We start from the raw sequence: 24,211 nt of genomic DNA, 5'->3' as shown, positions 1-24,211 counted from the left end.
AGGAAGGAGGTGGGGTGGGTGTTCGACGATCGCAGCCCGATCTATCTGCAGATCGCGGATCAGATCAAGAACGACATCGTGACCGGCGCGCTGGCCGAGGACGAGCAGGTGATGTCGACCAACCAGTACGCCGCCTTCTACCGGATCAACCCGGCGACCGCGGCCAAGGGCTTCGCCCAGTTGGTCGACGACGGGATCCTGTACAAGAAGCGCGGGATCGGCATGTTCGTGGCACCGAACGCCCGCGACCTGCTCCGCACCGGCCGCCGCGACTCGTTCTTCGCCGACGTCGTCGACCCGATGATCCGCGAGGCCAAGGCCATCGGCATCCCGGTGGCCGACGTCCTCCAGCACATCCGCACGTGGGGTGACACCTGATGACCACCGCCCTGACCGTCCGGACCGAGGATCTCTCGGTTCACTTCGCCGGTACGCCGGCACTCGACCGGCTCGATCTGCGGCTGGCGCCCGGAAAGATCCACGGGCTGCTCGGCCGGAACGGGTCCGGCAAGAGCACGCTCGCCGCGATCCTGGCCGGGTTCCGCCGGCCGGACGGGGGACGGGTGCTGATCGAGGGCGGCGATCTCGGCGCGGCCCAGGAGCCGTACGAGAACGCGGTCGTCACCAGCCGGGTCTGCCTGATCCGCGAGTCCGGAGATCTTCCGGACCCGGTGCCCGCCAAACGCGTGCTGGAACTCGCAGCGGCGCTGCGGCCATACTGGGACGCTGAACTCGCCGGCGAACTCCTGGACCGCTTCGAAGTACCGCTGAACAAGAAGATCCAGAAGCTCTCCCGCGGTAAGAAGTCGGCGCTCGGCGTCGTGCTCGGGCTTGCCAGCCGGGCTCCGCTGACGATCTTCGACGAGAGCTACCTGGGGATGGACGTCCCGTCCCGGCACCTGTTCTACGACGCGCTGCTCGCCGACTACGCCGAGGTCCCGCGGACGATCGTGCTCTCGACGCATCTGGTCAGCGAGGTCAGCGCGATGCTCGAAGAGGTCGTGATCCTGGACAACGGCCGACTCGTCACGCAGTCGCCCGTGGATGCGCTCCGCGGTCGCGGCGCCTCGATCGTCGGCCCGGCCGCCGCGGTCGACGCGTTCACCGCCGGCTTCACCGTGCTCGCGGAAGAGCGTCTCGGCGGCACCAAGTCCACCACGGTGCTCGGCGATCTCGATCCGGCGCTGCTCGCGCAGGCGACCGACGCCGGCCTGGAGATCGGCCCAGTCGGTCTGCAGGACCTCTTCGTCCACCTCACCGCCCCGGCAGGAGCCCGTTCATGAGCACCGGTACGGCGATGGAACGCACCGCGATGCCTCGGGGCGTCACCGACGGGCAGCGTTTGAAACAAGTCCTGCTCGCGATGACGCGCGGCATGCTGCAGATGCTGGTCGGCTACTGGGCGGTGATGCTGGTCGCGTTCCTGGTCGTCGGGATCGTCATCCAGTGGGCGACCAGCGGCGTCACCAGCAGCATGTGGGACTACGGCACCCAGTCCCCGAAGTACTTCTCAATGGCGATCGGCATCACGCTCACCCCGGCGTTCTTCGCGCTGTTCGTCGCGCAAGGCGTCACCCGCCGGATGTACTCCTTTGCCGCCGGCATCTACCTCACCGGCGCTGCGGCCGCGACCTCGTTGCTGTGGGTGCTGGCCTACCAGCTCGAGCACGCGTTGTACGCGTGGCAGGGCTGGCCCGACAAGCTCAACAACCCGCACCTGTTCACCAGTACGTCGCAGGTCGGTCTGGTGTTCGCCGAATTCTTCCTGCTGATCCTGTCGCACGAGGTGGCGGGCTGGCTGCTCGGCATCACGTTCGTCCGGTTCGGCTTCTGGCTCGGCGTGCTGATGCTGCCGCTCGCGGTGCTGCCCGCGGCGGCGGCCGAGTTCCTGCTCGTCGCGCAGTGGCTCGCGGATATCCTCAACAACGCCGGCTATCACCGCCCACCGCTCGCAGTCGCCATCCCGTCCGTCCTCGTGGTCAGCGCGCTCGGTGTGTACGCCGGATATCGCGTTCTGGAGCCGATGGCCCTCAAACCCGCTAAGGGCTAAGACACGTTATGCACAGGGGGTGTGCATAACTCGGAGCATTTCTGTGGATGGCTGACCAATCACTGTGGACGACTGAAACTGTTCTCAGGAAAGGCTTGTGCCGACCGTGTGGTCGGGCGTAGAAATAGCGGCACGCGACTTCGGAAGGAGTGGCGGGTCGATCGGAAACCGAGGGCCCCTCGCGGTGGGGATCCCCACCGAGGTAGACCGGTGACGGGGTCTGCCGGCCACCACGGACCCGTATCGGGAAGCTGGAGACGTCATCCCTTCCTTCAGCTGGTGCGGGCCCCTCCGACTCATACCCGGAGGGGCCCCGCCGTCTGTTTGCCATCTTTCTTTGTGTGTAACGGAACCCAGTAGTTCCGGATGGCGACACAACAGAGCCGGCCGATGCACAGAACGGATGTGCACCGGCCGGCTCGGGTCGTTCGCGGCTCAGCCGAGAGTGATCGCCAGCGTGGTGCGCGCACCCTGCGCGGGCACCTGCACCTGCGTCCCACGGCTGGTCGTGACCAGCTTGTACCGCGCCGCGTGGCCGTTGACCGCCACGCTCTTCACCTTCGCCCCGGACGGCAGCACCGCGCCGACCGTGACGTCGGCACCGACACCCTTGACGGTCACATCGGTCGACAACTCCTTACCTGCAAGGCGTTGTGACACATCGACGGATCCCTGACCGACCCGGATGTTGCTCCCGGCCACCTTCGGCTGGCCCTGCGGAAGCTGCGGTACGACGGCGATCCGCCCGTGCCCGAGATCGGGATCGACGCCGAGCTGCTGGTGGATCACCGGCCAGAGGATCCCGTACGCACCCCAGGCCTGCAGCGTCATCGAGCGGTCGTAGAACGGCCGGCCGATGTTCGCCGGGGAGTCCGGCGACGGCGCGATCTCCGGCATCGCGCCCGGGGTCTCCCAGACCGACGGGTCGAGCTGGATCCGCGCGTTGCCGGTCGTGTAGACCTGCTGCTGCTTCGTGCCGAGCCGTCCGAAGTTGCCTTCCGCAACGGCCATGATCGAGGTGTTGAGACCGAAGATGCTGCGCTCGCTCTTCACCTGCGACACCACGCCGTCGCAGGACGCGCCGGGGTTGCCGGCGGGGTCCGAGGTCGGCCCGGTGCCGGTGTGGAACAGGCCGAACTCGCCCGTGTAGCAGGGCTTCTCCCGCTGGTCGAGCGCGGTGTTCGCGTGCTCCTTCGACGCGAGCGGCGACGCCGGTTGACCCGGACGGGTGAGCACCGACTCCATCGGCGTGACACCGATCCAGTGCCGCTGGAAGATCGGCGTGTTGTCGTTGGCCGGGTTGGCGGGGTCGTCGACGGAATCGGCGTACCCCATGGCCTGGGGGACCCACCACTGCGCCTCGAAGCGGGACTCGAGGTCGTTCGCCTTGGCGGTCGCCCACTGCTGGGTCTTGGTGTCGTGCTTCGACGCGGCCAGGTCGGCGAGGTCGCGCAGCCCGCGGGCGAGGTACACGGTGCTGTCGAGCTTCTCGACGCCCATGCCGGTGCGCTCGACGTTCGCGAGACCCTCGGGCCAGCCGTCGCCGTCCTTGTCGAGTTCGCGGTACACGTACTGCAGGTTCCGGACGCTGAAGTCGTACATCTCGTCGCGGAACTTGTCGTCGCCGGTCCACCGCCACAGCAGCGCGACCGTGCTCGGGAACTTCACCGTCTCGTCGGTGTTACCCGCGCTCTGGTTCGAGCCGTAGTACACCGAGCCGTTCGGGGTGACCTCGTGCGCGACCTTGCCGCTGCGCTTGTTCAGGATCTCGCTGACGTCGCGGAGCGCGCGCAGGTGTTCCTTCACGGTGTCGAACTGACCGGCCGCGACCGCTGCGAACGCAGTGTACTCACCGTCGGTCGCGAACAACCACGGATAGTCCGGGAAGCCGGCGCCGAACCAGCGCGCGGTCTGTACCTTCCCGGCCGGTGCCGGGAAGTCCTTGCCTTCGTTGACGTCGCGGATCTGCAGGTTGTTGGCCTGCTGCACCGAGTCCGCGAGGTTCTGCTTGCTCCACTCGACGCTGCGCTGCAGTAGCCGGTCACCAGGCAGGTCCACCGCGGACTGTGCGTCGACCTGCTGCCGCGCGGCACTCTTTGCCCGCAGCAACTTCTCGGGATTGCTCAGTGCCTTCCCGTACTCGCGCTGCGCCGCCTGGCTGCCCTCATCGGAGCCGGCGACCGCGAACCAGATCGTCTTCTGCTCACCCGCAGCGAGCGGGACGTCGTACGTGAGCCGGCCGCCGGTGCCCTTGCCGGTCAACGAGTCGTCGCACCGCGCGGGCGTCGTACCGTCCTTCGGACAGATCACCGCCGGGGCCTGCGGGCCGCGATGGTCCGGACCAGGCTGGTAGCCCGTCGGATGCAGGGACGATCCGACGAACGCGGCGTAGTCGTGGGCAGGCGCGTTCGGGTACGCCGGGGTGCCCTGCTCGCGGAACCGGAGCGCACCGTCGACGAAGTCACCGGTGTCGGGAAGGTTCGCGTCCTTCGCGCTCGGCGTCGTCCAGTCCCACGGGTAGGACTGCATCAGCTCGGAGTGCGCGTCGACGTCGAGCTTGACCGTCTTCGCCGTACTGGAGCTGAGCGTGAGACCGACGAGCGTCGCCCGGATCCCGTCCGGGACGAAGTCGGTACGGCGGACGTTGACGGCACCGGAGTAGTCGATCCGGCTGTAGCCGTGACCGCTGGTGTACTTCGCGGCGGGCATTTGCTTGCCGAGCCAGTTCCCGTCGAGGCCGAACCAGAGGCCGTCGAGGAGCTTGATCGGCTGGGTCCAGAAGCCGCCCATCTCACCGCGGACGTGCCAGCCGGAGGCGGGGTAGAGGCCGGACTCGTCGCCCATCGCGTACGCGCGGTCGCCGACGACCAGCGAACGTCGGTCCTGGAGACGGGTCGTCTCGGAGAGCTCGGACGCCCCGCCCGCGGCCGCGGTCGTGGCTGCGGCAGTGTTGTTGGAGGCGCCGGTGTTGGTGTCGACGGTGGGGCCGGCGAGGGCTGAGGCGCCGCCGGCCAGGACGGTGGCGGTGGCGAGCAGCGCGATGCCGGCGGCCCGGCGTACCGATCTGCGGGGTGGGGAGCTACTTCGGTTGGTCGGATGCGGAGTCATGGCGGTTCCTCCTTGTCGCGGCGCCCGGGGAGCAGCGCCGGATCAGCCAGGGGCGGAGCTGCCCCTGATCACCAGTTCTGGCTGCAGCAGACGTTCGGCCGGCATCCCGTCGCCGGGCCCGGTGAGGATGGCGATCAGCTCTTCGGCGATCTGGTCCATCGGTTGCCGGAAGCTGGTCAGGCCGGGGGAGACGACGTCCGCGAGCGGCGAGTCGTCGAAGCCGGTGACGCCGATCTCCCGGCCGGCGGTCAGGCCGCGGCGGGTCAGTTCGCGGAGCGCGCCCAGCGCGAGAATGTCGCTCAGGGCAACGATCCCGTCGATCTCCTGGCCGGAGTCGAGCAGGCTCGCGGTGACGCGGGCGCCCTCGTCAATACTGTCGTCACGGCTCCGGACGGCCAGCCCGGTGGTCGGCAGCCCGAGTGTCTTGCACTCGGCCCGCCAGCCACCGATCCGGTCCTCGCCGAGGCCCGATGACTTCGGCCAGCCGAGGAACCCGATCCGCCGGCGGCCGGTCTCGTACAGGTGCTTTACCGCCAGCGCGGATCCGGCCGCGCCGTCGACGTCCACCCACGGACCGGGTTGCGTGGTCTCTTTCCAGACCCGGCCGAAGCTGACGAACGGGATGTCCTGGTCCTTCAGCCAGCCGTGCCGGGGGTCGCGCGTCTCGGTCTGCGACAACACGAACCCGTCGACGAGCCGCCGCGCGTGCAGGTCGTCGTACGTCGGCATGCCGTCGACCCCGGGTGGCGCGGTGAAGAGCAGGATGTGCCGGCCGGTGCGTTCCGCGGCGGCGCAGAGGGCGTGCAGGAACTGGTCCATCACGAGGTGCGTCTGGTTCGGCCAGTTCGGCACGCAGTATCCGATCAGCTCGACGGCACTGGTCCGGAGACTGCGCGCGTTCCGATTCGGGCGGTAGTTGAGCAGTTCGATCGACCGGTTCACCCGCTCGAGCGTGTCCGGGCGCAGCCGGTGCGGTGCGTTCAGCGCGTTCGACACCGTCTGCACGGACACCTCGGCGTGAGCAGCCACCTGCTTCAACGTAGCCACACAGCCTCCCGCGAACGTTTGAACGTTAAAAACATCCGCAGTTTCCCCCGCGCCCGCCCCGCTGTCAACGCCTCAGAGCGCCGGGTGGTCCCAACCGCACAAGCGCGAGCGTGTCCTCGACGCTCATCGGCGCGATCCACCGTCCCCACCAACTGGCACCCGCTTGCGCGAACGCTGCCGGGTCGCCACCACTCACCTTGATGTCGACGACGCCGCCTTCTCTGAGGTCGACCACGTCCTGCGGAGTGATCCGCTGCGGTGCGTCAGTGGAGCCCTTGTACGCGCAGGACCCGTCCCAACGCAGGATCCGGCGCCGAACACTCGGTACGAGAAAGTTGCCTCCGACCCAGATGGGGATCCGCGGCTGCTGCACCGGCCGCGCGGTGAGCTGCGCGTCGGTCAGCGTGTAGTGCTGCCCGTCGAAGCTCACCGGCCGGCCGGTCCAGAGTTGGTCGATCAGGTCGAGCCCTTCGTCCAGCATCTCCGCCAACACCTTCGGGCTCCTGCCCTCCAGGAACGGGTCGCCCGGGTCCCCGATCCCGACCCCGAGAATCATCCGGCCGCCGGACAGGTGATCCAGCGCCACCGCCTCCGCCGCCACCTTCCACGGCCGCCGCCGCGGCAACGGCGTCACCGTCGTCCCGATCCGGATCCGCTCGGTCGCCACCGCCATAGCCGCCAAACAGATCCAGGGATCGTAGGTCGGCTGCGAGGCGTCCCCCTGATAGACCAGATAGTCCTCGAGAAACACCCCGTCCCACCCAGCGTCCTCCGCAACCCGAGCAAGCTCCGCCAACCCCCGCGGATCCCGCCCGGCCCCCACCGCCCCAACCGTCACCGAGAATTTCACACCCCGACGCTAGCCCCACCCACCGACCAACCATCACGGATTCACGGTCGCGCCGTGCAGACCAACGGGTAGTACACCCACGACACGCCGCGCACACCGCCCGCCCCACCGCTCAGCCGCACCAGCGGGGCCCGCACTACCCGTCCTTCGGTACGCCGCGCGCTCTGCCGGCACTCGGCGCGTGGGGTGCGGGCTCCGGGTGTGGCGTGGTGCGGAAGAACGGGTAGTGAGTGGGTGAGAGGCCGTGCGTGGGGCTGGGGTCACGCTCAGGTGCACTGCTGGGGGTGCCGCACTACCCGTTGTTCGGTACGCCGTGATTCATGTCCTCGCGGCGGGACCGGAGGCGTGTTGGGGTTAGGCGGTGTGGCCGCCGGCGATGGTTAGTTCGGTGCCGGTGATGTAGGCGGCGGTGGGGCCGGCCAGGTAGGTGATGGCGGCTGCTACTTCGGCCGGGGTGGCGAAGCGGTTGAGGGCGAGGTCGGCGATCTGTGCCGCCGCGTACGGGCCGTCGGACGGGTTCATGTCGGTGTCGGTAGGGCCGGGTTGGACGACGTTCGACGTGATGTTGCGGGCGCCCAGCTCGCGGGCGAGTGCCTTGCTGAGGCCGGTCAACGCGGACTTGCTCATCGCGTAGAGCGTCATGCCGGGAGACGTGACCCGCTCGGCGGCGCAGCTTCCGACGTGAATCAGGCGCGCGCCGTCGGACAGCAGCGGTACGGCGGCCTGCGTGGTCGCGTACACGCCCCGCACGTTGACGGCCAGCACCCGATCGAGGTCGTCCAACGAGATGTCCGAGATCGGCGCGATCGCCCCGACGCCCGCGTTGTTGACCAGAATGTCCAACCCACCAAGGGTTTCCGCGGCCCGCCGTACGCCGTCCGCCGCCGCGACCGCGTCTCCCGCGTCGACCGCGAACGCGAACCCGCGCCGTCCCAGCCCCTCGATCTCCTTCACCACCGTCGCCGCGGCGTCCGCGGATGTGCTGTACGTGATCGCGACATCGGCGCCGCGCTCCGCCAGCGCGACGGCGGTCGCCGCGCCGATCCCACGGCTGCCGCCGGTCACCAATGCCTTCTTGCCCAGTAGTTCGTTCATGTTTCAATCTCACCGCCCGACGCTCCACGAAGCTGGCGAGAATCCGCCACCGGATCCTCCCGTCGCAAAACCGCTACCGCGGCGCACTCGCCGGCAGCATCCGGAACGACACCGCCTCCATCAACCGGTGGTGCTTGGCGTTCTGGAACGCCGCCACCCGCCATTCCCCGTCGTCCTCGAGCACCAGCGTGTACGTCTGCACCTTCGGCAACCGCCGCGGCCGCTTCTTCGCCACGTCCCCGCGCGTCACCACGACCGCCGTGCGCTCGCCGTACATCCGCACCTCGACCACCTCGGAGAACATCCGCGTCCCCTTCAGGAACTTCCCGAACAGCGCCGCATGCCCCGCCGCCAGGTCGTCCCGCCCGCGGTACGTCGTCCCGACGAACGTCACGTACGACGCGTCCGCGGTGAACTCCCGCCCGTACGCCGCCCCGTCACCGCGCTCCCAGGCAGCCGCCAGCCGATCGAGAACGGCGAGAATCCGGGTCTGCTCCATGATACCTTCTCCCTTGCAGTATCTGTTCTGGATCATTATCTGCAATGATGCAGATATCTAACCTGGAGGTGTCCCGGCATGTCAACCGACCAGAGCTCCGTCTTCCGGCGGTACCTGAGCGCGATGGTGCTGCACAGCCTGGCCAGTGCCGAGGCTGCGGGGTTGAACGCGACCGACTACTTCGTGCTGAACCTGCTCGATCTGACCGGCCCGCTGACGTCCGGCGAACTCGCCCGCTGGACCGGGCTGAGCACCGGCGCCACCACTCGGATGATCGATCGCCTCGAGCAGCGCGGGCACGTCGAACGCGGTTACGATCCGAACGACCGCCGCAAGGTCGTCGTCGAGTTGGCCAAGCCGCCGAAGTCCGTCGACAAGGCCGTGGCCGGCGCCCGCCGGAGGCTCGGCGCGGTCATCGGCGAGTACTCCGCGGCCGAACAGGCAACGCTGTTCCGCTACTTCGAAGAAGCTGCCGCCGCCTACCAGGCGTCCACCGAGGAGCTGGTCGGGCGGCGTACTTCGATGTCGTAAATCCGCTAGTGATTGTCGGTGGCGGCAGGGATGCTGGAGGGCGTGTACGAGTGCAGGGAACGATGCATCCGGGCGGTGCAGTCGAAGGACGCGCGGTTCGACGGGTGGTTCTTCACCGCGGTGCTGACGACGAAGATCTATTGCCGGCCGAGCTGTCCGGTGGTGCCGCCGAAGGTCGAGAACATGCGGTTCTACCCGAGCGCGGCGGCTGCCCAGCAGGCCGGGTTCCGGGCCTGTAAGCGGTGCCGGCCGGACGCGAGTCCGGGGTCGCCGGAGTGGAACGACCGCGCCGACCTGGTGGCCCGCGCGATGCGCCTGATCGCGGAGGGTGTCGTCGACCGGGACGGCGTACCGGGCCTGGCCGGCCAGCTCGGGTACAGCGTGCGGCAGGTGCAGCGGCAACTCCAGGCCGAGCTCGGTGCGGGGCCGCTCGCGCTCGCCCGGGCGCAGCGCGCACAGACCGCGCGGCTGTTGATCGAGACGAGTGAGCTGCAGATGGCGGACGTCGCGTTCGCGGCCGGGTTCTCCAGCGTGCGGACGTTCAACGAGACGGTGCAGGAGGTCTTCGCGCTGTCGCCGACCGAGCTGCGTCGCCGGGTCCGCCGGGGTACGGCGTCCGCCGCGCCCGGCACCATCGCGCTGCGCCTCCCGTTCCGCGCTCCGCTCACGCCTGACAACCTCTTCGGCCACCTGATCGCGACCGGCGTACCGGGCGTGGAGGAGTGGCGCGACGGTCACTACCGCCGCACGCTCCGCCTTCCGCACGGCCACGGTGTCGTCGCCCTCAAGCCGATGCCTGACCACATCGCCTGTCAGCTCTCGCTCACCGATCAGCGCGACCTCGCGATCGCGATCAGCCGCTGCCGGCGGATGCTCGACCTGGACGCGGACCCGATCGCCGTCGACGACCTGCTCGGCGAAGACCCGGTGCTCGCTCCGCTGATCGCGAAGGCGCCGGGCCGCCGGGTCCCGCACACGGTCGACGGCGAGGAGTTCGCCGTACGGGCGGTGCTCGGTCAGCAGGTGTCGACGGCTGCCGCACGGACGCACGCCCATCGGTTGGTGCTGCAGCACGGTGAGTCGATCGAGGACCCGGGCGGTGGGCTCACGCATCTGTTCCCGACGATGCAGGCGCTGGCCGGGCTCGATCCCGAATCGCTGGCGTTCCCGAAGTCCCGGCGTACGACGCTCACCACGCTGATCGCGACGCTGGCCGACGGCGAGATCGACCTCGGCGCGGGTGCGGACTGGGATCGCGCGCGGGAGCAGCTCGCGGCGTTGCCGGGGATCGGGCCGTGGACGGTCGAGTCGATCGCGATGCGGGCGCTCGGTGATCCGGACGCCTTCGTGGCGAGCGATCTCGGTATCCGTTACGCCGCTCGTGACCTAGGCTTGCCCGAGGCCCCCAAACCCCTGACCGATCACGCGCGCGCGTGGCGGCCTTGGCGTGCGTACGCCGTGCAGTACCTCTGGGCGACGGGGGAGCATGCGATCAACCGGATTCCGGCCGCCGACGACCCGTCCTTCCAGGTACTCACGGAGCGAGCATGACCGAACTGACCACCGACCGCCTGCTGCTGCGCCAGTGGCGCGACGCCGACCGCGACCCGTTCGCCGCGCTGAACGCGGACCCGGCGGTGATGGAGCACTTCCCGGCACTCCAGACCCGCGAGCAGAGCGACGGGCTGATCGACCGCAACATCGCGGCGCTCGACGAACGCGGCTGGGGACTGTGGGCCATCGAGGTGCGCGACACCGGCGTGTTCATCGGTTTCACCGGTCTGAACCTGCCGACGTTCGAGGCGCATTTCCTGCCGGCCGTCGAGATTGGCTGGCGGCTCGCGAAAGGTGCCTGGGGCAACGGCTACGCGACCGAGGCCGCGCGGGCGGCGCTGGCGGTCGGGTTCGGGCCGGCCGGGCTGGACGAGATCGTGTCGTTCACGACGACCACCAACCTGCCGTCGCAACGGGTGATGCAGCGGATCGGCATGGTGCACGACGAGGCCGGCGACTTCGACCACCCGCGGATCGAGCAGGGCCACCGGCTGCAGCGCCATGTGCTCTACCGGATCAGCCGCGCGCAGTGGCAGTCCAGGCAATGACCTACGCCGTCATCGACAGCCCACTCGGTCCGCTCACTCTCGTGGGCGACCGACACGGGCTGACCGGTCTGTACATGGACCAGCAGCGCTACCGCCCCGAGACCGAGACTTTCGGCGACCGCGACGACTCGACGCTGCGCGAGGTCGCCGAGCAGCTGGACGAGTACTTCCACCACGGCCGCACGAGCTTCGACGTACCGCTGCACCTCGTTGGCACGGACTTCCAGCGGCAGATCTGGATCGCCCTGCAGGACATCCCGTACGGCGAGACGTCGACGTACGGCGGCCTCGCCACGGCGCTCGGTCTGAAACCGCAGTCGGCGCGCGCGGTCGGTCTGGCGAACGGGAAGAACCCGATCAGCGTCATCGTCCCGTGCCACCGCCTCGTCGGCTCGACCGGCAGCCTGACCGGCTACGGCGGCGGCATCGAACGCAAACGAGCCCTCCTCGACCACGAACGCGGTGCAAAACTGCTCATCGGGTGAGCACTTATCGGGTGCACTCTGGATGGCATGAACGATGACGAAGCCCTGAGCTGCGCGGACGCCGACGAGTGGCGCAGCTGGCTGGACACCAACGGCCGGCGTGAACGATCCGTGTGGCTGATCGTCCACCAGGACCTGGACCTCGGTACGGCCGTCGAGCAGGCGTTGTGTTTCGGGTGGATCGACAGCAAGACGCTGCGCCGCGACGAGCGGACGACGTACCAGTGCTTCACGCCGCGGAACCCGCGCAGTACGTGGAGCAAGTCGAACCGGGAGCGGATCGAGCGGCTGACCGCGGCCGGGCTGATGATGCCGCCGGGAGAGGAGCTCGTCGCGCTGGCCCGGCGGACCGGGACGTGGGACCTGCTGAAGGATGCGCAGGACCTGATCGTCCCGGCCGACCTGCGGGCCGCGCTGGCACGCGACCCCCAGGCCGATGAACACTTCCGGGCTTTCCCACCCTCGTCCCGCCGGGCGATCCTCGAATGGATCACGCTGGCGAAGCGTCCGGAGACGCGAGCCCGACGGATCGCTCAGACCGTTGAGCAGGCCGCAGGTGGCGTCAGGATCAGGTAGGTGTGTTCGCGGCGTCGTCCAGCCGCTCGACGGCCGGAGCGTCGACAGCCTGGGCCTCGACCCGTGCCGGCGCCTTGCGGGTCAGCCGGCGGGCGAGCGGCTCGGTGTAGCGGGCGGCGACCGGGCCGAGGATGACCAGGATCAGCACGTACGCCGTGGCGAGCGGACCGAGTTTCGGTTCGACACCGACCGCGAGGCCGGCGATGACGATCGAGAACTCACCGCGAGCGACCAGCGTGCCACCGGCCCGCCAGCGACCCGCGGGCGCGATGCCGGCCCGCCGGGCGGCGAACCAGCCGGTGGCGACCTTCGTGAGAGCGGTGAGGACCGCCAGGGCGAACGCGACCGCGAGCACCGGCGGGATCTTCGCCGGATCGGTGCTCAGACCGAAGAACACGAAGAACACCGCGGCGAACAGGTCCCGCAGCGGGCTCAGCAGGTTCCGCGCACCGTGCGCGACCTCACCGGACAACGCGATCCCGACGAGGAACGCACCGACCGCCGCCGACACCTGCAGCTGCTGCGCGATGCCCGCGACCAGCAAGGTCAGGCCGAGTACGACGAGCAGCAACATCTCGGGATTGTCCGACGACACGGCCCGGCTGATGACTCGCCCGTACCGGAGTGCGATGAACAGGACGATGCTCACCGTGCCGAGCGAGATCAGCAACGTCATGCTGCCGCCGGCCAGGCCGACTCCCGCGAGCAATGCGGTGAGGATCGGCAGGTAGACCGCCATCGACAGGTCCTCGAGGACGAGAATCCCCAGCACCACAGGGGTTTCGCGATTACCCAGGCGCCCGAGGTCGCCGACGACCTTCGCGATCACGCCGGACGAGGAGATCCAGGTGACACCGGCCAGCGCGACCGCCGCGACCGGACCCCAGCCGAGCAGCAGCGCCACCACGGCGCCCGGGATGGCGTTGAGCAGGAAGTCGACCGCACCCGAGATGTACTGCGTCTTCAACGTGCCGACCAGGTCGGACGCGGTGTACTCGAGCCCGAGCAGCAACAGCAGCAGGATCACGCCGATCTCGGCGCCGGTGGCAACGAACTCCTCACTCGCGGCCAACGGGAGGATGCCGCCGTGCCCGAACGCCAGGCCGGCCAGCAGGTACAACGGGATCGGGGAGAAGCCGAGCCGGCCGGCGATCCGCCCGAGGACGCCCAGGGCGAGGATGACGGCGCCGAGCTCGATCAGCAGCGCGGTGATGTTTTCGTGCATGCTCAGCCCCCCGCGATCAGATCGGCCACGGCGTCCACGCCTTCGCGGGTCCCGACCACGACCAGCTTGTCCCCGATCGCGAACCGGAAGTCCGGCGTCGGCGACGGCGTGGCCCCGGTCCGGCGCAGTACCGCGACGATGGACGCACCGGTCCGGCTGCGGACCTGCGTGTCGCCGAGGGTGCGTCCGCCGTACGGCGACTTGGCGGTGATCGGGATGTGCTCGGTGACCAGGTCGATCTCCATCTCGCCGCGGACCGGGTCGATCCGCTCCGGGAGCAGCAGTTGGGCGAGCGCGGCCGCCTCGCCCTGCGCCAGTGGTACGGACGCCTGGCATTCGTCGTCGTCATCGGGTTTGTGGAAGCCGAGGAACCGCCGGCCGTCGTTGTGCGCCACCACCGAGACGTGTTTACCGGCTTCGGTGACCAGGTCGTACCGCGTGCCGATCCCGGGCAGCGTGGTCTTGGTCGTGTGGGCCTGCGGGTCCATGGTGCTCCAAATCCATTGGTGACAAATACAAGGCGTCTGCAACCATTCTCTCAAACGGGAAAAGGCCTGTCCGGACAACTGTTGTGACATGTGCTGCACTCCGGTGCACTGCAACGAGTTGCATAGGTACGCTCCGGAGATGGCACTGGAGCACGCGATCCTGGTCTCGCTGACCGAGCGGGCCGGCTCCGGCTACGAGCTGGCCCGGCGGTTCGACCGGTCGATCGGCTACTTCTGGCCGGCCACCCACCAGCAGATCTACCGGGTGCTGCGCCGGATGGACGAGGCCGGCTGGGTGAAGCACACCGCGATCGCCCAGGACGGCCGCCCGGACAAGAAGGTGTACCGGGTCGCGGCGGCCGGGCGCGCGGAACTCTCGCGCTGGCTGGCCGAGCCGGAGGATCCCGCCGTACTGCGGGACGGGCTCGGGGTGAAGCTCCGCGGCGCCTCGCTCGGCGATCTGGACGTGGTGTTCCACGAGATCGAGCGGCACCGGGCCGAGCACGCGACGCGACTCGAGGTGTACCGCGGGATCCAGAAACGCGACTTCCCGAAGCCGGCCACGCTGCACGGCCGCGACCTGCACCAGTACCTCGTACTGCGCGGCGGCATCCGCGCCGAGGAGTCGTTCGTGGCCTGGTGCGACGAAGTAATCGAAGCCCTCCGAAAGGACAGAGCATGAGCGCGTACCCGCACTTGCTGGAGCCGCTCGATCTCGGGCATGTCACGTTGCCGAACCGCGTGATCATGGGCTCGATGCACACCGGTCTGGAGGACCGGCTGAGTGACATGCCGAAGCTCGCGGCGTACTTCGCGGAGCGCGCCCGCGGCGGCGTCGGCCTGATGGTGACCGGCGGCTACGCCCCGAACCGGACCGGCTGGCTGACGCCCTTCGGGTCCACGCTGACGAGCCGGCGGCAGGCGACGAGGCACCGGCTGCTGACCGGCGCGGTCCACGCCGAGGGCGGCCGGATCGCGCTGCAGATCCTGCACGCCGGGCGCTACTCGTACCACCCGTTCAGCGTCTCCGCGTCCGCTCTCAAGGCCCCGATCAACCCGTTCAAGCCCCGAGCCCTCTCCGATCGTGGCGTTCAGCAACAGATCACGGCGTACGTCGACTGTGCGGCGCTCGCCCGCGAGGCCGGGTACGACGGCGTCGAGATCATGGGGTCCGAGGGGTACTTCATCAACCAGTTCCTCGCCGCGCGCACGAACAAGCGCTCCGACCGCTGGGGCGGTAGCCCGGAGAACCGGCGACGACTCGCGGTCGAGATCGTCCGGCGCACGCGGGAGCGGGTCGGCAAGGACTTCCTGATCATCTATCGGCTCTCGATGGCGGACCTGGTCGACGGCGGTCAGACCTGGGACGACGTGGTGGCGCTGGGCCAGGAGATCGAGGCGGCCGGGGCGTCGATCATCAACACCGGCATCGGCTGGCACGAGGCGCGCGTCCCGACCATCGTCACGTCCGTTCCGCGGGCCGCGTTCACGAGTGTTACCGCGGCGTTCAAGCCGCACGTGTCGATCCCGGTGGTCACCTCGAACCGGATCAACCTGCCGCAGGTCGCCGAGGAGGTGCTGGCCCGCGGCGACGCCGACCTGGTCAGCATGGCCCGCCCGTTCTTGGCCGACCCGGAGTGGGTGCTCAAGGCAACCACGGACCGGGCCGACGAGATCAACGTCTGCATCGCCTGCAACCAGGCGTGTCTGGACCACGTGTTCGCCAAGAAGAAGGCGAGCTGCATGGTGAACCCGCGGGCGGCGCGCGAGACCGAGCTGCGGTTGCTGCCGACCCGTCGTACCAAGCGGCTCGCGGTGGTCGGGGCCGGGCCTGCGGGACTGGCGGCCGCGGTGACGGCGGCCGAACGCGGGCACCGGGTCGAGCTGTTCGAGGCGGATGCGGAGATCGGCGGGCAGTTCGGGATCGCGCGGCGGATCCCGGGCAAGGAGGAGTTCGCCGAGACGATCCGGTACTACCGGCGGCAGCTCGACCTGACCGGCGTGAAACTGCACCTCGGCCGGCGCGCGACCGTCGAGGACCTGGCCGGCTTCGACGAGATCGTGCTCGCGACCGGCGTCGTACCGCGCGTTCCGGCGATCCCGGGGATCGACCACCCGACAGTGCTGTCGTACGTCGACGTGGTCCGCGCGGGCCGCCCGGTCGGGAAGACGGTCGCGGTGATCGGGGCCGGCGGGATCGGGGTGGACGTCAGCGAGTTCCTGACGACGGACGGGGCGCCGGATCTCGCCGCGTGGAAGGCGGAGTGGGGCGTCGGCGATCCGACTGAGCTGCCGGGCGCCCTCGCCGTACCGCGGCCGGAGCCGTCGCCGCGGAAGGTGTATCTCCTGCAGCGCAAGGCCGGGAAGATCGGTGCCGGTCTCGGCAAGACGACCGGGTGGGTGCATCGGGCCGCGCTGAAGAACAAGCAGGTCGAGCAGTTGCGAGGTGTCAATTACGAGCGCATCGACGACGAGGGACTGCACATCACCTTCGGCGAGAAGCGCGAGAAGGCAACCGTGCTCGCGGTCGACACGGTGGTCGTTTGCGCCGGTCAGGAGCCGGTCCGCGATCTCGCCGAGGCGCTGCGGGCGACCGGGCGTCCGGTGCACCTGGTCGGCGGGGCCGACGTCGCGGCCGAGCTCGACGCCAAGCGCGCGATCGAACAGGCGACCCGCCTCGCCCTCACCCTCTGACCCCGGACCGCCAGGCCATCACAATCCGCCGATCGCGGGCTCGCTGAGCGTGGGCCCGCCCGAGTGGCGCGATTGTGATGGCCTGGGCGTCCACTAGTGCACCTGCCCCGGTGCACTAGTGCGCGGTGGCGTCGACATCCCCGAGTAGTGCACCGTGTACGGCGTACGCGCACTAGTTCGAAGGGGTGTCCGATGAAGACTGTTCTGATTTCCGGTGGCGGGATCGCGGGGCCGGCGCTGGCGTACTGGCTGCGGCGGTTCGGGTTCGCGCCGACGGTGGTCGAGCTCGCGTCCGGGCCGCGGCCGGGCGGGCAGACCGTCGACCTGCGGGGAGTGTCCCGGGTGGTGGCCGACCGGATGGGGCTGCTGCCGGCGGTGGCCGAGCGGCAGGTGCACGAGCGTGGGCTCGAGTACGTGCGGGCCGACGGCCGGCGGTCCGCCGCGATGGCCGCGGAGCTGCTCGACGGGGCCGGGCCGGTCGCGGAGATCGAGATCCTGCGTGGCGATCTCGCCGGGATCCTGACCGCGGCGACGGCCGAGGTGGAGTACCTGTACGGCGACTCGGTCGCCGAACTGGCGCAGGACGCGGCCGGTGTCGACGTGACGTTCGCGAGCGGGGCGCGGAGGCGGTTCGACCTGGTGGTCGGTGCCGACGGCGTGCACTCGCGGGTACGGCGGCTCGCGTTCGGTCCCGAGACCGATTTCGTGCACCACCTCGGCGGCTACACGTCGTACTTCACCGTCGACTCGCCGGAGGACCTGAACCACTGGATGAAGGTGTACACCGCGCCGCGCGGTCGCTGGGTGGCACTGCGGCCGGATCGCGATCCGCGGTTCGCGAAGGCGCTGCTGAGTTTCCGGTCACCGGTGGTCAGCTACGACCGGCGGGACGTCGCGGGACAGAAGCAGCTCGTGCGCTCGCGTTTCGAGGGGCTCGGGTGGCACACCGACCACGTCTTGCGCGGGCTGGACGCCGCGGACGACTTCTACCTCGACAGCACGAGCCGCGTCGTCGTGCCGGAGTGGTCGCGCGGGCGAGTCACCCTCGTCGGCGACGCCGGGTACTGCGGTTCACCGATGGCCGGCCACGGTACGGCGCTCTCGCTCGTCGGGGCCTATGTCCTGGTGGGTGAGCTGGCCGCTGTGGACGGCGATCACGCGCGCGCGTTCCCGGCGTACCAGGCCCGGATGCGGGCGTACGTCGACCAGCGGATGGAACTGCCGCCGGGTGGGCTGAAGATGGCGATGCCGATGACCGCGTTCGGGATCGGCTACCGCGACTTCGTGCTGCGGGTGATGACGTCGCGGCTGATGTCCGGCGCGCTCGCCAAGATGGCCGTCGCCAAGCCGGATGCCATTGACCTGCCGGAGTACTCAGTCGAGGGGCGAGACCCACTCCGGGTCGCGGCCGAGGAAACCGAGTAACTGGTCGAGGTCGGGGGCGGTGCCGGAGACCTTGACGGCGCGTTCGAAGGCGTAGCCGGGCCCGCGGTTGGTGTCGGTGTCGGGGATCCGGCGGGCCAGGGTGAGGGCGAGCTCGACCATGTCCGGCGGCGGGTTGTACGGCACGTCGATCGCCCGGGCCAGGTCCCAGGCGTGCACGATGCAGTCGAGCTGGTGGAAGGTCAGCGCGATCCGGCGCGGGAACGAGCCGAACTCGCGCACCTCCACCAGCCGGTCCAGCGCGCCGCCGTCGGCGAACGCGTCGGCGACCCGCACGTTCGAGCGGCGGTAGGCACCGGCCGGGTTGTCGGCGAGCCGGCCGGCGTTCCACGCGTGCACGGAGGCGGACCCGTTCTGCGCGGCCTTCGCGAGGCCGTCGTTCTGGCTGACCACGTGGCGGAGCAGGCCGCGGACCGTCCAGTCCGGGCACGGCGTCGGGAACCACAGGTGCTCCTGCCGGACTTGCATCACGACTTCCCCAAGCACCGCGCCGGCCCGCCGATCCAGATCCCGGATGTCCATCCGCGCTCCTCCCGTGGCTGCCCCGAGCATAGGTCGGTACGCCGGGATTCGCAGGGAAACGCCTGGAGCACAAGGGACATCCCGCACCGAAAGGCCCGATCTGCAACAGATCGGGCCCAGGTGTTGCGCGGAATCAGGTGCAGAATCAGACGCCGGATCAGGCGCCGGCGGCCGCTGCCTTCGCGGCCTTCTTGAAGGAGCGGACCTCGTTCAGCGACGCGGTGTCGGTGACGTCCGCGATCGAGCGCCGGGAGCCGCGGTCGCCGTAGTTGCCCGCGGCCTCGCGCCAGCCCTTCGGCGTCACGCCGCGCTGCTTGCCGAGCAGGGCGAGGAAGATCTTCGCCTTCTGCTCGCCGAATCCGGGGAGCGCCTTCAGTCGCTTCAGCACCTCGGGTCCGTCCGGCTTCGGGCGGCCGGCGAGCCAGATGTTCGCCGCGTCACCGTCGTACTTGTCGATGATCAGCTGGGCGAGGGCGTGCACCCGGCGGGCCATCGAGCCGCCGTACCGGTGGATGGCCGGTGGGGTGACGCAGAGTTCGACGAACGTCTCCAGGTCGGTGTTCGCGATCTTGTGCAGGTCGAACCCGTCCATCCGGTTCGCGATCTTCAGCGGGCCGGAGAAGGCGTGCTCCATCGGGTACTGCTGGTCGAGCAGCATCCCGACGAGCAGGGCGAACGGGTCGTCGTTGAGCAGCGTGTCGGCATCCGGGTTGCCGGTGAGGTGCAGTTCGCGCAGCATGTCGCCCATCTTGGCACGGGCCTCACCGTGCGGGCACCCGCTCCCCGCCCCGTTTGGGGGGCGGGCCCCTCAAGCTGTGGGGTGGCGTCCTGCACAGCGGGGGTAGGACCCACTGGCCGAGGGGCCGGCCCCTCAAACGGTGGTGAGGTGGCGGGGCGGAGGGATCGTGTGGGACTGGTTCTGAGGTAGTGCGCGTACGATGTACGTGCACTATCTGGGGAGGGTTGATGAGCGAAGCGCCGTACCTGGTGATCGCGGCGGAACTGCGGCGGCGGGTCGACTCCGGTGAGCTGCGGCCGGGGGACCGGGTGCCGTCGACGCGGGCGCTGGTCCGGGACTTCGGGGTGGCGATGGCGACCGCGACCAAGGCGCTGCAGGTCTTGCAGCAGGAGCGGCTGGTGCATCCGGCGCCGGGGGTCGGGACCGTGGTCGGTCCGCCGCCGCGCGCCCGGCGTGCTGACGCCGATTCCGCGCCGGATCTCAACCGGGACGAGGTCGTGCGGATGGGGATCGCGATCGCGGACGCCGAAGGGTTGGCCGCGTTGTCGATGCGACGGATCGCAGCCGAGCTCGGGGTGTCGACGATGGCGCTCTACCGGTACGTCGGTGGCAAGGACGCGCTCGTCGTACAGATGGTGGACGCGGCGATCGGCGAGTTCCCGTTGGGGAAGGTCCCGGAGCACTGGCGGGACGCGATCACGGTGGTGGCCAAGGTGCATTGGGCGGCGTACCGGCGGCATCTGTGGCTGGCGAGTGCGATCAGTCTGAGCCGGCCGCAGTTGGTGCCGCGACTGTTGCCGCACACGGATGCGGTGCTGGGTGCGTTGCGTGGGTTCGAGAAAGGCGCCGCGTTGTCGGCGGTGATCAGTCTGTTCGCGTACGTGCGCGGGATCGCGCTGGTGATGGAGGCCGAGGCGCAGGCCGAGCAGGACACCGGCGTGACCGCGGACGAGTGGGTCGAGGGTCAGGGCGATCAGCTGGCCGCGATGATCGCCGCCGGAAACCTGACCGCCTTCCGCGATCTGCTCGCCGACGGCTTCGACTACGACTACGACCTGGACCAGTTGTTCGAATTCGGGCTCGGCGTCTTCCTCGATGGTCTCGCATCGCGGCTACGCTGAGTGCTGACGTCTTCTCCGGAGGTGGCGATGGAGCCTGTGTTCGCGCCGGGTGTGCCTGTGGGCGTACGACGGTTGTACGAGCACCGGCCGGAGTTGTTCGTGGCGGCCGACGCGCCGCGGCCGAAGCGGGAGTCGTCGTGGTCGGTGGCGCCCGGCAACACGTTCGGGACGTTGCTGGTCTGGCTGGCGGTGTGTGTCGGCGGGTGGATCCTGGCGCTGATCGTGATGGCGGCGACGCTGCCGACCGCGGTCGCGGCGTGGGCCGCGGTGGTGCTGGCCGGGGTCGCGGTGCTGGCGACCGGTGGGGTCCTGGTGAAGTCGATGGTCGAGGACCGTGGACACAAGGCGGTCCGGTTGCAGCACCGGAAGTACCTGCTGCCGGAGGACTTCGACTCTGAGGCCGCGCGACTGCTCGGCCGGGCCCAGCGCGCGGTCCGAACGGTGCTTGAGGCAACAGTTACCCGGCGCGGCCTGCTCGACGACGTACAGAACGAGTTGGTGCTGCCCGAGCAACTCTGGGACATCGCCCAGGTCCTGCGCGAGCAGACCGTACTGCGGGCGCGCCAGCAGGACGTCGCGCGCGGTATGTCCACCGCCGAGCTGGACGCCGTCCTCGGCCCGCAGCGCCGCGCCCTGGTGCTCTCCGCCGAAGCGATCAAGCGCAAGGTCGATCTGCTCGACCGGTACGCCGACCGGGTCCGTGCCGCCGACGCCGCGCTCCGGGCCGAGGCCGCCCTCGAGGACGGCGACCGCTACATCGAACTCCTCGCCCGCACCGAACCGGTCGGCGACACGTCGGTCGTCCAAGGCTTCACTGACGAGGCGAGCGCGCTCAAGGACACCCTCACCCGTTCCATCAACGCGGCCCGCGACGCCGGCCGGACCCTCGCGCTACCCGAGTAGCTCAGCTTCCTGCTCCGGGGTGAGCCCGATCTTCAGCGCGGGTACGCCGCGGTCCTGGTCCCACTGGAGTACGTCGGCCACGGTCTGCGGCAGCGGCGTGACCGGCAGACCGGCCGCGCGGGCCTTGGCCGGGTTACGTTGCCGCTCGCCCCATTCGGACACCGGGTCGACGAGCGGGAACCGCGGCGGTACGGCGTCGAATGGGACGGGCACGATCTCGACGGTGCGGCCCGACACCTCGGCGGACACCTGGATGAGATCGCTGATGGTCGAGTCCGGCCCGACCGCGTTGAACGCACCATCTCGCGCATCGGTGATCAGTTGTACGACGAGACGCCCCACGTCGCGGCTGTCGATGAGTTGGAGCGGCTGCTCCGGACTCGTGGGCAGTGCGACGCGGCCACCGCGCGCGCCACGGCGGATCCAGTAGAGCGCCGTACCCGACGAGTCGCCGGGGCCGGTCACCCGGCCCGGACGGACGATGGTTGCGCGGTCGCCGTATCGCTCGACGACGTCGTCCTCGCAGGCCACCTTGCACGGACCGTAGGTGTCGTTCGTCAGTACGTCGGCATCGCGCAGCGGCTCCCGTCGCGGCGCGGTCTCGTCGGTCCCGGCCGGCAGATCGCGGACGTACACCGCGTGGCTCGAGATGAACACGTACCGTCCGACGCGGTCACCGAGCACGTCCATCGCCTGGTCGACGTCCCGCGTCCGGAAGCCGCTCAGGTCGACGACCGCGTCCCACTCACCGGTCTGCAGCCCCGAGTAGTCGCCGGTCTCCCGGTCCCCGATCAACTGCGTCACGCCGGAAGGGAGCGGCGTACCGCCCTTCCCGCGACTGAACGAGGCGACCTCGGCCCCGTGCGCCAGCGCGTCGTCCACGATCGCGCGCCCGACAAACCCGTTTCCACCCAGCACCAGAATCCGCACAACCGACCAACCTAGACCCCGCGCGCGGGGGTCGCGAGCCGTTTAAGCGGTCGGCTGTTTGACAACCGATTGAGCCTGTAACACGTCTGAAGAGGTAAGGAGCGGGAGTTTGGCGCACACTTGAAGTCGGGGGACAGACGGGGTGACAGGGGAACGCATGGCGAGTCGTGCGCGCGCGGAGGCCGAGCGGCCACGCTCGGTGCTCTCGGTGTTGGGGCTGACGCTGCTCGGTGCGCTGCTCCCCGGGACCGGACTGATCGCCGGCGGGCGCCGGCGGATCGGTGCGTTCGTGCTTGTCGTCTTCCTCGCGCTGGCCGGCCTCGTCGTGTACGTCGCGCTGACCCGTCGTGACGAGGTGATCGCGGCGGCCGTCGTACCGAGCCGGCTGCTGCTCACCTCGGTGCTGATCGGGGTCGTCGCGCTGCTCTGGATCATGGTGATCGTCGCCTCGCACCGGTCGTTGCGTCCGGCAACGAGCGGCGCCGGCGGACGAGTGCTCGGTGCGGCGTTCGTCGGCGTGCTGTGCTTCGCGATCGCGGCGCCGTCGGCGATCGGCGTCCAGACCGTGCTGGCGCAGCGGACTCTGGTGCAGGACGTGTTCCAGGCGCAGGAGCAGAGCAAGAGCGCGACGCGGCCCTCGACGGTCAACGTCAAGGACCCGTGGGAGGGCACACCGAGACTCAACCTGTTGCTGCTCGGTGGCGACGACGCTCCGAGCCGCGAGGGGGTGCGCACCGACACGGTGATCGTCGCGAGTATCGACACCAAGACCGGGAACACCGCGCTGATCTCGTTGCCGCGGAACCTGACCTTCATGCCGTTCCCGAAGGACTCACCGCTGGCCAAGTTCTACCCGAACGGGTTCGGCAAGGAAGGGCTCAGCCTCGACGGCCGGCTGGAGTGGATGCTGACGGCGATGTACCAGAACATCCCGGACGCGCACCCGGGCATCCTCGGGCCGTCGGACAACGAGGGCGCGGACGTGCTGAAGCAGTCGGTCGGTGAGGCCACCGGCCTGAAGCTGGACTACTACCTGCAGGTCAACCTGCAGAGCTTCCCGGAGATCGTCGACGCGCTCGGCGGGATCAAGGTGAACGTCAACGAGCGGGTCGCGATGGGCGGCGTCAGCAGCTCGCACATCCCGCCGAAGGAATGGATCGAGCCCGGTCCGAACCAGCACCTGGACGGGCGGCACGCGCTGTGGTTCGCCCGCGGGCGGTACGGCGCCGACGACGACCAGCGCCAGGTCCGGCAGCGGTGCGTGATCAAGAGCATCGTCGACGCAGCGGACCCGCAGACGCTGGTGACGAAGTACAAGGCGATCGCGCGCGCCGGTCAGCACCTGCTGCGGACCGACATCCCGCAGGAGCTGCTGCCGGCCATGGTCGAGCTGGCGCTGAAGGTGAAGTCGGGGACGGTCTCGAACGTCACGCTCGACCCGGAGAAGCTGCGGCTCAAGTACCTGCACCCGGACTACCAGGCGCTACGGGACACCGTCGAGACGGCTCTGGAGTCCGAGCCGGCCCCGGCCACCACGCCGCCGACGACCACACCGACCACCACACCGACCACCACACCGTCGGCCAGGTCGTCGACTCCCGCGACCACCCGGAAGCCCGCCACCACGCCCCCGCCGCCCGGCCCGACCCAGAACCTCGCCGACGCCTGCGCCTACCACCCGAACGGCGACCAGCCGAACTAGGGCGTGTCTCCCGATCCCCCGCCTACTGCGAGGCACTCGGCATGGCGCCTCGCCGGATTGGGAGACACGCCCTAGCCCACTGACGGGTTGTTTGCCCGCCG

Annotated in this window: 24 protein-coding genes; 14 read left to right on the top strand and 10 right to left on the bottom strand. The window is 69.6% G+C overall.

Annotated features, from left to right (window positions below):
• The first annotated feature begins 18 nt into the window (after positions 1 to 18).
• Genes AC0662_RS29640 through AC0662_RS29630 form a run of 3 tightly spaced genes read left to right on the top strand, consistent with a single transcriptional unit; the run spans position 19 to position 2,050 of the window.
• On the top strand, positions 19 to 378 hold the full coding sequence (locus AC0662_RS29640) for a GntR family transcriptional regulator (RefSeq protein WP_452196912.1): 360 nt from the start codon (positions 19 to 21) through the stop codon (positions 376 to 378).
• Entirely contained in the window at positions 378 to 1,283 is a 906-nt protein-coding gene (locus AC0662_RS29635; protein ID WP_452196913.1) for an ATP-binding cassette domain-containing protein, read from the top strand. The genes AC0662_RS29640 and AC0662_RS29635 overlap by 1 nt, the downstream gene beginning before the upstream one ends.
• Positions 1,280 to 2,050, top strand: a complete 771-nt coding sequence (locus AC0662_RS29630) for a hypothetical protein (RefSeq protein WP_478304725.1) — start codon at positions 1,280 to 1,282, stop codon at positions 2,048 to 2,050. Before AC0662_RS29635 ends, AC0662_RS29630 begins: the two co-directional genes overlap by 4 nt.
• 435 nt (positions 2,051 to 2,485) lie before the next feature.
• Here AC0662_RS29630 and AC0662_RS29625 read toward each other — a convergent pair whose 3' ends face one another.
• The 5 genes from AC0662_RS29625 to AC0662_RS29605 form a co-directional block, all read right to left on the bottom strand.
• Positions 2,486 to 5,158 (bottom strand): glucosidase family protein, encoded by a 2,673-nt coding sequence (locus AC0662_RS29625; protein ID WP_478304723.1) that lies wholly within the window; start codon positions 5,156 to 5,158, stop codon positions 2,486 to 2,488.
• A gap of 42 nt (positions 5,159 to 5,200) precedes the next feature.
• The gene (locus AC0662_RS29620; RefSeq protein WP_478304721.1) at positions 5,201 to 6,205 is read right to left on the bottom strand and encodes a LacI family DNA-binding transcriptional regulator; all 1,005 of its coding nucleotides are present in this window, start codon (positions 6,203 to 6,205) and stop codon (positions 5,201 to 5,203) included.
• A 64-nt stretch (positions 6,206 to 6,269) separates the two neighbouring features.
• Entirely contained in the window at positions 6,270 to 7,055 is a 786-nt protein-coding gene (locus AC0662_RS29615; RefSeq protein WP_478304719.1) for an LLM class flavin-dependent oxidoreductase, read from the bottom strand.
• 354 nt (positions 7,056 to 7,409) lie between these two features.
• Positions 7,410 to 8,150: an SDR family NAD(P)-dependent oxidoreductase gene (locus tag AC0662_RS29610; RefSeq protein WP_452196918.1), complete on the bottom strand. Its 741-nt coding sequence runs from the start codon at positions 8,148 to 8,150 to the stop codon at positions 7,410 to 7,412.
• A 73-nt stretch (positions 8,151 to 8,223) separates the two neighbouring features.
• Positions 8,224 to 8,649: an SgcJ/EcaC family oxidoreductase gene (locus AC0662_RS29605; protein WP_478304717.1), complete on the bottom strand. Its 426-nt coding sequence runs from the start codon at positions 8,647 to 8,649 to the stop codon at positions 8,224 to 8,226.
• Between the two features lie 78 nt (positions 8,650 to 8,727).
• On the opposite strand from AC0662_RS29605, the gene AC0662_RS29600 reads away from it, so the two are divergent.
• Genes AC0662_RS29600 through AC0662_RS29580 form a run of 5 tightly spaced genes read left to right on the top strand, consistent with a single transcriptional unit; the run spans position 8,728 to position 12,343 of the window.
• A complete protein-coding gene (locus AC0662_RS29600) occupies positions 8,728 to 9,180 on the top strand; it encodes a MarR family winged helix-turn-helix transcriptional regulator (RefSeq protein ID WP_452196920.1) in 453 nt (150 codons plus the stop codon).
• 42 nt (positions 9,181 to 9,222) lie between these two features.
• The gene (locus AC0662_RS29595) at positions 9,223 to 10,731 is read left to right on the top strand and encodes an AlkA N-terminal domain-containing protein (protein WP_478304715.1); all 1,509 of its coding nucleotides are present in this window, start codon (positions 9,223 to 9,225) and stop codon (positions 10,729 to 10,731) included.
• Entirely contained in the window at positions 10,728 to 11,282 is a 555-nt protein-coding gene (locus tag AC0662_RS29590) for a GNAT family N-acetyltransferase (protein ID WP_478304713.1), read from the top strand. The genes AC0662_RS29595 and AC0662_RS29590 overlap by 4 nt, the downstream gene beginning before the upstream one ends.
• Positions 11,279 to 11,767: a methylated-DNA--[protein]-cysteine S-methyltransferase gene (locus tag AC0662_RS29585; protein WP_478304711.1), complete on the top strand. Its 489-nt coding sequence runs from the start codon at positions 11,279 to 11,281 to the stop codon at positions 11,765 to 11,767. Before AC0662_RS29590 ends, AC0662_RS29585 begins: the two co-directional genes overlap by 4 nt.
• A gap of 27 nt (positions 11,768 to 11,794) precedes the next feature.
• Positions 11,795 to 12,343 carry a YdeI/OmpD-associated family protein gene (locus AC0662_RS29580; protein ID WP_478304709.1) on the top strand — a complete coding sequence of 183 codons (549 nt, stop codon included), beginning with the start codon at positions 11,795 to 11,797 and terminating at the stop codon, positions 12,341 to 12,343.
• Here AC0662_RS29580 and AC0662_RS29575 read toward each other — a convergent pair.
• Together AC0662_RS29575 and AC0662_RS29570 are read right to left on the bottom strand one after the other, a co-directional pair.
• Positions 12,336 to 13,568 carry a cation:proton antiporter gene (locus AC0662_RS29575; protein WP_452196925.1) on the bottom strand — a complete coding sequence of 411 codons (1,233 nt, stop codon included), beginning with the start codon at positions 13,566 to 13,568 and terminating at the stop codon, positions 12,336 to 12,338. The genes AC0662_RS29580 and AC0662_RS29575 overlap by 8 nt on opposite strands.
• 2 nt (positions 13,569 to 13,570) lie before the next feature.
• Complete coding sequence (locus AC0662_RS29570) at positions 13,571 to 14,056, bottom strand: cation:proton antiporter regulatory subunit (protein ID WP_452196926.1); 486 nt, start codon at positions 14,054 to 14,056, stop codon at positions 13,571 to 13,573.
• A gap of 139 nt (positions 14,057 to 14,195) precedes the next feature.
• On the opposite strand from AC0662_RS29570, the gene AC0662_RS29565 reads away from it, so the two are divergent.
• The 3 genes from AC0662_RS29565 (at position 14,196) to AC0662_RS29555 (ending at position 18,175) form a co-directional block, all read left to right on the top strand.
• The gene (locus AC0662_RS29565; RefSeq protein WP_452196927.1) at positions 14,196 to 14,738 is read left to right on the top strand and encodes a PadR family transcriptional regulator; all 543 of its coding nucleotides are present in this window, start codon (positions 14,196 to 14,198) and stop codon (positions 14,736 to 14,738) included.
• Positions 14,735 to 16,750 (top strand): oxidoreductase, encoded by a 2,016-nt coding sequence (locus AC0662_RS29560; protein WP_478304707.1) that lies wholly within the window; start codon positions 14,735 to 14,737, stop codon positions 16,748 to 16,750. Before AC0662_RS29565 ends, AC0662_RS29560 begins: the two co-directional genes overlap by 4 nt.
• A 192-nt stretch (positions 16,751 to 16,942) precedes the next feature.
• Positions 16,943 to 18,175, top strand: coding sequence for an FAD-dependent monooxygenase (locus tag AC0662_RS29555; RefSeq protein WP_478304705.1), 1,233 nt, complete (start codon positions 16,943 to 16,945; stop codon positions 18,173 to 18,175).
• Here AC0662_RS29555 and AC0662_RS29550 read toward each other — a convergent pair.
• Together AC0662_RS29550 and AC0662_RS29545 are read right to left on the bottom strand one after the other, a co-directional pair.
• Positions 18,125 to 18,715, bottom strand: a complete 591-nt coding sequence (locus AC0662_RS29550; RefSeq protein ID WP_478304702.1) for a TIGR03086 family metal-binding protein — start codon at positions 18,713 to 18,715, stop codon at positions 18,125 to 18,127. The two genes, AC0662_RS29555 and AC0662_RS29550, sit on opposite strands and share 51 nt — an antisense overlap.
• 157 nt (positions 18,716 to 18,872) lie before the next feature.
• Positions 18,873 to 19,454 carry an HhH-GPD-type base excision DNA repair protein gene (locus AC0662_RS29545; protein WP_478304700.1) on the bottom strand — a complete coding sequence of 194 codons (582 nt, stop codon included), beginning with the start codon at positions 19,452 to 19,454 and terminating at the stop codon, positions 18,873 to 18,875.
• Positions 19,455 to 19,681: 227 nt separating this feature from the next.
• On the opposite strand from AC0662_RS29545, the gene AC0662_RS29540 reads away from it, so the two are divergent.
• Together AC0662_RS29540 and AC0662_RS29535 are read left to right on the top strand one after the other, a co-directional pair.
• On the top strand, positions 19,682 to 20,575 hold the full coding sequence (locus tag AC0662_RS29540) for a GntR family transcriptional regulator (RefSeq protein ID WP_478304698.1): 894 nt from the start codon (positions 19,682 to 19,684) through the stop codon (positions 20,573 to 20,575).
• A gap of 27 nt (positions 20,576 to 20,602) precedes the next feature.
• Positions 20,603 to 21,478 (top strand): hypothetical protein, encoded by an 876-nt coding sequence (locus AC0662_RS29535; RefSeq protein ID WP_452196933.1) that lies wholly within the window; start codon positions 20,603 to 20,605, stop codon positions 21,476 to 21,478.
• Here the strand turns inward: AC0662_RS29535 and AC0662_RS29530 are convergent.
• Positions 21,467 to 22,408, bottom strand: a complete 942-nt coding sequence (locus AC0662_RS29530) for an NAD-dependent epimerase/dehydratase family protein (protein ID WP_478304695.1) — start codon at positions 22,406 to 22,408, stop codon at positions 21,467 to 21,469. The two genes, AC0662_RS29535 and AC0662_RS29530, sit on opposite strands and share 12 nt — an antisense overlap.
• A gap of 157 nt (positions 22,409 to 22,565) precedes the next feature.
• Between AC0662_RS29530 and AC0662_RS29525 the strand changes: the two genes are divergently transcribed.
• Positions 22,566 to 24,110 carry an LCP family glycopolymer transferase gene (locus tag AC0662_RS29525; protein ID WP_478304693.1) on the top strand — a complete coding sequence of 515 codons (1,545 nt, stop codon included), beginning with the start codon at positions 22,566 to 22,568 and terminating at the stop codon, positions 24,108 to 24,110.
• The last annotated feature ends 101 nt before the right edge of the window (positions 24,111 to 24,211 follow it).

The sequence above is a fragment of the Kribbella sp. NPDC043289 genome (assembly GCF_056436705.1).
This window is presented reverse-complemented; position numbering and strand designations above follow the sequence as displayed.